Annotated in this window: 7 protein-coding genes; 2 read left to right on the forward strand and 5 right to left on the reverse strand. The window is 59.2% G+C overall.

Annotation, left to right across the window (positions count from 1 at the left end):
• Nucleotides 1-20: 20 nt before the first annotated feature.
• Entirely contained in the window at nt 21-899 is an 879-nt protein-coding gene (locus QQF33_RS22475; protein WP_285153431.1) for a helix-turn-helix transcriptional regulator, read from the reverse strand.
• Nucleotides 900-1,006: 107 nt separating this feature from the next.
• Here QQF33_RS22475 and QQF33_RS22480 point away from each other — a divergent pair, with 107 nt between their 5' ends.
• Nucleotides 1,007-2,434: an MFS transporter gene (locus QQF33_RS22480; RefSeq protein ID WP_285158638.1), complete on the forward strand. Its 1,428-nt coding sequence runs from the start codon at nt 1,007-1,009 to the stop codon at nt 2,432-2,434.
• A 77-nt stretch (nt 2,435-2,511) separates the two neighbouring features.
• Nucleotides 2,512-3,756, forward strand: coding sequence for a mechanosensitive ion channel family protein (locus QQF33_RS22485; protein WP_285149989.1), 1,245 nt, complete (start codon nt 2,512-2,514; stop codon nt 3,754-3,756).
• Between the two features lie 3 nt (nt 3,757-3,759).
• Here the strand turns inward: QQF33_RS22485 and QQF33_RS22490 are convergent, their stop codons facing one another.
• The 4 genes from QQF33_RS22490 to QQF33_RS22505 form a co-directional block, all read right to left on the reverse strand.
• A complete protein-coding gene (locus QQF33_RS22490) occupies nt 3,760-4,737 on the reverse strand; it encodes a LacI family DNA-binding transcriptional regulator (protein ID WP_282493868.1) in 978 nt (325 codons plus the stop codon).
• 75 nt (nt 4,738-4,812) lie between these two features.
• The gene (locus QQF33_RS22495; RefSeq protein ID WP_285149985.1) at nt 4,813-5,955 is read right to left on the reverse strand and encodes a Gfo/Idh/MocA family protein; all 1,143 of its coding nucleotides are present in this window, start codon (nt 5,953-5,955) and stop codon (nt 4,813-4,815) included.
• On the reverse strand, nt 5,948-6,973 hold the full coding sequence (locus tag QQF33_RS22500; protein WP_285149984.1) for a sugar phosphate isomerase/epimerase family protein: 1,026 nt from the start codon (nt 6,971-6,973) through the stop codon (nt 5,948-5,950). Before QQF33_RS22500 ends, QQF33_RS22495 begins: the two co-directional genes overlap by 8 nt.
• 15 nt (nt 6,974-6,988) lie before the next feature.
• Entirely contained in the window at nt 6,989-8,227 is a 1,239-nt protein-coding gene (locus QQF33_RS22505; RefSeq protein WP_285149982.1) for an MFS transporter, read from the reverse strand.
• Nucleotides 8,228-8,506: the final 279 nt, after the last annotated feature.

Below are 8,506 nucleotides of genomic sequence, written 5' to 3' on the forward strand. Positions count from 1 at the left end.
TGTCCCTGAATGAGTGAAATTTAACTGAGTATAACAGCCTGTTGCGCCAGCCAGCTGAGCGCATGTTCGCCGGCGTCGTCCACCGGGAGATAGACCAGCAGCCGCGAGCCATTGCGTGGGGCGGAGTACCAGTACATCTGCTGGAGCTGGAAATCCCCAAGATCGGGATGACTAAACAGTTTCAGCTGATTTTCCACGCCGCGCACGTCATAGCGCTGATGCCACAGGGCCTCGAACTCTTCGGAGACGGCAAAGAAGCGCGCCAGCTGCGCTTCCCACTGTGGGTCGCCGCGATGCTCAGCCATTGCTGCGCGGAAATAGGAGACAAAAATCGGCAGCACGTCGTCGCGTTTGCCGAGCCGACTGCGCCACGCCGGATGGGTCAGGAAGAGGTAGATGCAGTTACGATCTTCGGGCGGGATCGCATTAAAATCCACGCCCATCAGATGGCCGAAACTGTCGTTCCACGCCACGATATCGAAGTTAGGTTTCTGGATGCTGGCCGGTTTCGGCATCAGCGTATCCAGCAGACGCCGCGTCCCCTCGCTGATCCCCTCGCACGCCACCTGCTGCGGCGCTTCGCCCGGCGGCAGCCCCGCCAGCACAAACAGGTGCCGGGTTTCCGTCGCGGTGCACTGCAGGGCTTTCGCCACGGCGACCATCACCGCGCTGGAAGGGTTCACGTCCCTGCCCTGCTCAAGCCAGGTGTACCAGGTCACGCCGACATCCGCCAGCATCGCCACCTCTTCGCGGCGCAATCCCGGCGTGCGACGGCGACCGCTGCGCGGCAGGCCCAGGCGCTGCGGGTCGAGGCTTTCGCGGCGCGCGCGTAAAAAGGCTCCGAGCTGCTTGCGGTTATCGTCCTGTAAGGAGGAAGTGGGTTCAGTCATCAGCGTCATACGGCCCCCTGCGTGGTAGTGCCAGTACCAGTATAAGCAAGAACTGGTACCCGTTTTTGATATCAGTGATGCTACGTCCATCTGCTGAATGACGCAATGGAGTCACCATGAATACGTCTGTTGTTTCACCGGGTCGCGCAGGCCTGATATTGCTGCTCACGGGCCAGATGCTGCCGCTGATTGATACCTCAATCACCAACGTGGCGCTGGATTCGATCACCCATTCGCTGCACGCCACCGCCACCGAGCTGGAGCTGATTGTCGCCCTGTACGGCGTGGCCTTTGCCGTCTGTCTCGCCCTGGGGAGTAAGCTCGGCGATAACCTCGGTCGCCGTCGCCTGTTTATGTGGGGCGTGGCCGCCTTTGGTATCGCGTCGCTGCTGTGCGGCATGGCGGGAAGCGTGGAGCAGCTGCTCGGCGCTCGCGTGTTGCAGGGTGCGGGCGCGGCGCTGATCGTCCCGCAGATCCTCGCCACGCTGCACGTCACCCTGAAAGGGACGGCGCACGCCAAAGCCATCAGCCTGTTTGGCGGGATCGGCGGGATTGCCTTTATCGTCGGCCAGATGGGCGGCGGCTGGCTGGTATCGGCGGACATCGCCGGGCTGGGCTGGCGAAACGCGTTCTTTATTAACGTCCCGATTTGCCTGCTGGTGCTGGCCCTGAGCCGCCGCTACGTGCCGGAAACCCGCCGTGAAACCCCGTCGCGCATTGACTGGCAAGGCACCACGCTGCTGGCGGTGATCCTCTGCTGCCTGCTGTTCCCGATGGCGCTCGGGCCGGAGCTGCACTGGCCGTTGATGTTGCAAGTGGCACTGGTGGCGGTGATCCCGCTGATGCTGGGGATGCGCGCCAGCGCAATGCGGAAGCAGCAGCGAGGGGAGCATCCTCTGCTGCCGCCGCGTTTGCTGAAACTCACCAGCATTCGCTTCGGGATGGTGATCGCCCTGCTGTTCTTCAGCGCCTGGTCGGGCTTTATGTTCTGCATGGCGCTGACCATGCAGGCCGGGCTGGGGATGGCGCCGTGGCAGTCGGGGAATAGTTTTATCGCTCTCGGCGTGGCTTATTTTGTCTCCGCCTGGTATGCGCCGAAACTCATCGCTCGCTACAGCATGGGGCGCATTCTGATGACCGGCCTGACGGTGCAGATCGCCGGTCTGCTGCTGTTGATCGCCACCTTCTGGCGCTTCGGCCAGGCGAATACGGCGCTGACGCTCGCCCCGGCGACCATTCTTATTGGTTACGGCCAGGCACTGATCGTCAACAGTTTTTACCGGATCGGGATGCGCGATATCAGCAGCTGCGATGCGGGTGCCGGCAGCGCCATTCTGAGCACGCTGCAACAGGCCACGCTCGGACTTGGCCCGGCGATACTGGGCACGCTGTTCCTGACCTTTGCGCGGCACAACGGCGGACATTATCCGCAGGCGATGATCGGTTTTCTGAGCATTGAAGTGGTGATGATGCTGATGCTCGGCGGGATTGCCCTGTGGCTGCGCCACCGTCTGGAGGCAGGTCCGCTGCCTGCCGCGTCCTGAAAACGCCTGCATAGCGTCGCGGGTTGCATAATAAACACGCAGCCTGCATGATAAAAGGAGGATATTCAGGAGACGTTATGCAGGAATTAATTGCTCAGGTTGAAGAGCTTGGAATCGAAATTAATCACACCACCTCGCTGGTGTTAATCTTTGGCATCATTTTACTCACCGCCGTTATTGTCCATCTGATATTGCACAAAGTGGTGCTGCGTCTGTTTGAAAAACGGGCGCAGGCCAGTTCCCATTTGTGGCTGCAAATCATTACCCAGAATAAATTATTTCACCGTCTGGCCTTTACCCTGCAGGGGATTATCGTCAACGTTCAGGCGGCGCTGTGGCTACAAAAAGGCAGCGAAGCGGCTGAAATATTAACCACCTGTGCCCGACTGTGGGTGATGGTGTATGCCCTTCTCTCCTTCTTCTCGTTATTAGATGTGATCTTTAATCTGTCGCAAAAGCTGGCAACCGCCTCTCAGCTTCCGCTTAAGGGAATATTCCAGGGCGTGAAGTTAGTGAGTGCGATTCTGGTTGGGATCCTGATGATCTCGTTGCTGATTGGGCAGTCACCGGCGATTCTGATCAGCGGCCTGGGCGCGATGGCCGCCGTGTTAATGTTGGTGTTTAAAGACCCCATTCTTGGACTGGTCGCCGGGATCCAGCTCTCGGCGAACGATATGCTCAAGCTCGGCGACTGGCTGGAGATGCCGAAATACGGCGCGGATGGCGCGGTGACGGACATCGGCTTAACCACCGTCAAAGTGCGTAACTGGGACAATACCATCAGCACCATTCCCACCTGGGCGCTGGTGTCGGATTCGTTTAAAAACTGGAGCGGGATGTCGGCGTCCGGCGGGCGGCGAATTAAGCGCAGCCTGAGCATTGACACCACCAGCATTCATTTCCTCGATGAGAACGAGCAGCAGCGCTTAATTCAGGCCAAACTGCTCAAGCCTTATATGGCGGCGCGTCACGAAGAGATTCATCTCTGGAATCAGGAAAATGGTGAAGGGGAATCGGTATTAAATCTGCGCAAAATGACCAATATTGGAACGTTTCGCGCGTACCTGAACGAATATCTGCGTAATCATCCGCGCATTCGTAAAGATATGACCCTGATGGTGCGTCAGCTGGCACCGGACGCGAACGGTCTGCCCATTGAGATATATGCGTTTACCAACACCGTTGTCTGGGCAGAATATGAAACCATTCAGGCGGATATTTTCGACCATATTTATGCGGTGGTCGAGGAATTTGGTCTGCGTATTCACCAGTCGCCCACCGGGAACGATATTCGCTCCCTGGCGGACGCGTTCGCGAAATAATCCTCAGGTACTGGCGCGCGCCACGTAGCGCCAGTCCATCATCACCCTCTCCGTCGGCGCATCCGGGTTATCGATCTTATTCAGCAGCAGATTGACCGCTTTGCGCCCGATATCCCGCGACGGCTGCTCGATGGTGCTGAGCGGTGGGGAGACCATTTCCGAGAGTTCTGTACCGTCGAAACCCACCACCGCGATATCCTGCGGCACCCGCAGCCCGGCCTGCTCGATGGCGCGCAGTGCGCCCGCCGCCAGGGTGTCCGACACCGCAAACACCGCGTCCGGCGGGTTATCCGCCAGCAGTTTTTTCATCGCCGCCATGCCCGCGCCGGAGCTGAGATCGCTCGCGTACTCCACCACCTGATACTCCAGATCGCGCAGATGTAGCACGCTTTTATACCCGCGCTCGCGCAGGCGAGCATATTTGTAGCTGAGATCGTGGTTGATGAGCGCGATGCGCTGACGACCGCCGTCTGCCAGCTGGCTGACCACGTGCTGCGAGGCGTCCACATCGTTAATGCCCACGCAGGAGACCGTCCCGGAATCGGCGTATTCCGCGCACTGCACCCAGGGCGCGCTGCCGATCAGAGCCGAGAGTTCCGGCAGTTTCGAGAAGGCGTCCATGGTGATGATCCCGTCGACGATTTTGCCCGACAGCAGGCTCAGGCCGGAGCGAGAACGTTCCAGATCCGAGCCGGAGTTACAGAGAAGGATGCGATAGCCGTTTTTCTCGGCCTCCTCTTCGATGCCCTTCACCACTTCGCCGCAGAACGGGTTAGCAATGTTAGAGACCATCACGAGGATCATGTAGCTGCGCGCGGTGCGGAGCTGGCGCGCCAGCAGATTGGGCTGGTAATTACTCTCTTTAATCGCCTGCAAGACGCGCTCGCGGTTCTTCGCTTTTACCGAGTCGCTGTTATTAAGCACGCGCGACACGGTCGCCACCGAAACCCCGGCGAGCTGAGCGATTTTCTGAATTGACATAACGACGACACATCCTGCAGTTAGCGTTTTTATCAGGCTAACATAAATTTGCTGCCCGGCGAACCGGGCAACAGGTCAAGCCTCAACGCGTACCCAGCGCTGCTGTTGATGGCTTTTGACAATCGCATCAATGATATACATCACGTTCGCCCCGTCGTGGAAGGTGGCAAATAAGGGCTTCTCGGGCATGGCGTTTGCCTGCACGGCGCGATAAAACTGCGCCATCATGTTCTTAAAAGCGTCGGGCCAGCCTTCGATATGCCCGCCGGGGAAGTGGGCGCTGTCGGCGGCATCTTTGTTCATCAGGCCCGGATCGTCCGTCAGAATCTGATTCGCCTGCGCGCGATGGCCGATCCACAGCTGCTGCGGGACTTCCTGATCCCAGGCCAGCGAACGTTCGCTGCCGTTGATCTCAAAGCTGAGGCGGTTTTTGCGCCCGGCGCTGACCTGCGAGACGCTAAAGCTGCCTTTGCTGCCGTCGTCAAAACGGAACAGGACCGAGCCGAAATCCTCGGTGGTGACGGGTTTGTCCTCGTAAACTGCGGCGGACTCCTGGGTGAAGGTCTGGTTGCCCGCCACGTTAGCTTTGCGCGTCGGCCAGACGACCGAAAGATCGGCCATCACCTCGACGATCCGCCGCCCGGTGACAAACTGCACCGTGTCGCACCAGTGCGAACCGATATCTGCCACCGCCCGCGACGCCCCGCCCAGCGCGGCATCGACGCGCCAGTTGTAGTCGGTCTCGTGCAACATCCAGTCCTGCAAATAGCTGCCGTGCGCGGCGAACAGTCGCCCGACGCTTCCGGCGCGCAGCATGCTCGCCGCCTGGCGCACCATCGCGAACTGGCGATAGACAAAGCTCACGCCGTGGATGACGCCCGCCCGTTCGGCCAGGGCCACCAGCTCTCTTGCCTCTTCCGGCGTCATGCACAGCGGTTTTTCCGAGAACAGATGTTTGCCCGCCGCCAGGATTTGCCGGTTGATCTGGGCATGGAGATGATTCGGCGTGCAGTTGTGAACCACCTGCAAACCGGGATGGGCGAGCAGTTCTTCGACGTTGCCGTAGGCGTGAGGCACATTCAGCGCCCGCGCCTTTTCCTGCGCCTGGTCGAGCGTGCCGTCGCACAGGGCGACGACCTGTACGAAACCGAGGCGACGCAGCGCCTCGATGTGTGCCGGGCCGATAAATCCGCTCCCGACGATCCCGACGTTAATCATTCGCGCCCCCTGCGGCAAAATCGTCAAAGGCGCGGCCCGAAACCGGAATGATGTGGCGGCGGATAAACTCGCTGCCCTCGCTCGCGCCCACGTCGCCGTCCTTCATGCAGCACTCCCACTCCAGCACCGCCCAGCCGTCGTAGTCGTACTGCGTGAGCTTGCTGAAGATCCCTTTGAAGTCGATCTGCCCGTCGCCCAGGGAGCGAAAACGCCCGGCGCGGTTGATCCACGGCTGATAGCCGCCGTACACGCCGCTGCGCCCGTTGGGGCGAAACTCAGCGTCTTTGACGTGAAACGCTTTGATTCGGGCGTGATAAATATCGATAAACGACAGGTAATCCATGTGTTGCAATAGCATATGGCTCGGATCGTAGAGAATGTTGCAGCGCGGATGGTTGTCGACCAGCGCGAGGAAACGCTCGAAGGTCACGCCGTCGTGCAGGTCTTCGCCCGGATGCAGCTCAAAGCAGAGATCGACCCCGTGCTCGTCGAAACAATCAAGAACCGGACGCCAGCGCCTGGCGAGCTCTGCAAACGCCTCGCGAAAACGCGTCTCGTTATGTGGCGGCCAGGGGTAGAAAAACGGCCACGCCAACGAGCCCGAAAAGGTCGCGTGGGCGGTTAATCCAAGCTTCGCCGATGCCGCGGCGGCCTGCTTCACTTTGGCGGTCGCCCACGCCTGGCGCGCCGCGTCGTTACCGCGCACGTCGGGCGGCGCGAAGTGGTCAAACGCCTCGCCGTACACCGGATTCACCGCCACCAGCTGGCCTTCCAGATGGGTCGACAGTTCGCTAATCACCAGCCCGTGCTCGGCCAGTTTTCCGCTGATTTCGTCGCAATACGTCTGGCTAACAGCCGCCTGCTCCAGATCGAATATCTGCGGGTGATTGCACGGAATTTGCAGCGCTTTGTAGCCTTTGCTCGCCGCCCAGCCCGCCAGCCCGTCGAGGGAGTTAAACGGCGCTTGTGCGCCAATAAACTGCGACAGAAAAATCCCCGGTCCCTTAATCGTCCTCATAACACCTCCAGAAAATTACGCCTTGTCGTCGTCATACTTGAACGAGAACAGGAAAATCAGCGCGATCGCCGCGGCGGCGACCGCCGGGATCCACCAGAATGTCACCCACGCCTGCGGCACGGTCTGTCCCGCCACCAGGCTGTTGTACAACGCGCCAGAAATTTGCGAGCCGAGCAGCATCCCGATGCCGTAGGTGAACATCACGATCATGCTCTGCGCCTGGCCTTTGACCTTTTCGCCCGCCACGCGGTCGGTGTAGATAAAGCCGACGACAAAGAAGAAGTCATAGCATACGCCGTGGAGCAAAATGCCGAGATAGAGCAGGAAGCGCCCCTCTTCGCTGACGCCCAGCGCAAAGAAGGCGTAACGCACGAACCACGCCAGCATGCCGATCAGCAGCATATATTTCACACCGAGGCGGCGGAACAGCAGCGGGATGACCAGCATAAAGACGATCTCAGACATCTGCCCGAAGGACATGGCGGTGCTGACATCCTGAATCCCGGCATCTGCCAGATACGACGCGGTGTAGGCGTAATAGGTGCCGAGCGGCACGGAGATCAGCATCGCGCACAGAGAGAAGATAAAGAAGTGGCGCGTTTTGAGGAGCGCAAAAGCATCCGCGCAGAACAGATCGCGCACGGCGACGGGCAGCCCTTTGGCCGGAGCTGGCGTGTGCGGCAGCGTCAGACTGTAAATTGCCAGCAGCACCGAGCTCACCGCCGCCACCTGGAAAATGGTCACACTGGCGGAAACGCCGGTCACACCGATGAAAATCCCGGCGACGATCCAGCCGATGGTGCCAAAGACGCGCACTACCGGGAAGGTTTTGTCGACGTTCGCCAGACTGTGAAACGCGATGTTGTTGGTCAGCGCCAGCGTCGGCATGTAGCAGAGCGTGTAGCCAAACAGCAGGCCAATCAGCAGCGCGCCGTTTTGAGCGATCAGCGCCCCCGGCACGAACCACAGAATCGCCGCCCCGGCCAGGTGCATCACCGCCATCACCTTTTGCGAAGGGAAGAAACGGTCCACCAGCATCCCGAGCACAAACGGCGAGAGAATGGACGCAATGGGCCCTGCGGAAAACGCATCGCCAATCAGAAGCGACATGTTGTGCTGAGTCATCACCAGCCCGAGCGTGACCGACCAGCTACCCCAGATAAAAAACTGTAAAAACATCATCAGCGACAGCCGTGGAACCAGCAGCCGGTGCTGCCCTATCGCCTTTCCACTACTTTCAGTTGTTGACACCATGATGAGCCTCACCCTTAAAAAGTAATCGATTACAAATACCGTCAAATAAAAAGTAATCGATTACAAAATAAAGATCCTGTGGATCAAAACAGAAGTGGGAGAAGGGTCACGAACTAAATATTTGCTGTGGAAGTGTTGCCGGGTGGCGCTGCGGTATGAACCGGAAACATGGGTAACACTTTAGACCGGATACATGGGTAACAGTTATAACTGGCATAGAAGAGGAGACTCACTATGCCCTGGACTGAGACCCGACCTATGCAACGCCTTGAATTTATC

The organism is Lelliottia wanjuensis (assembly GCF_030238365.1).
GTDB classification, from domain to species: domain Bacteria; phylum Pseudomonadota; class Gammaproteobacteria; order Enterobacterales; family Enterobacteriaceae; genus Enterobacter; species Enterobacter wanjuensis.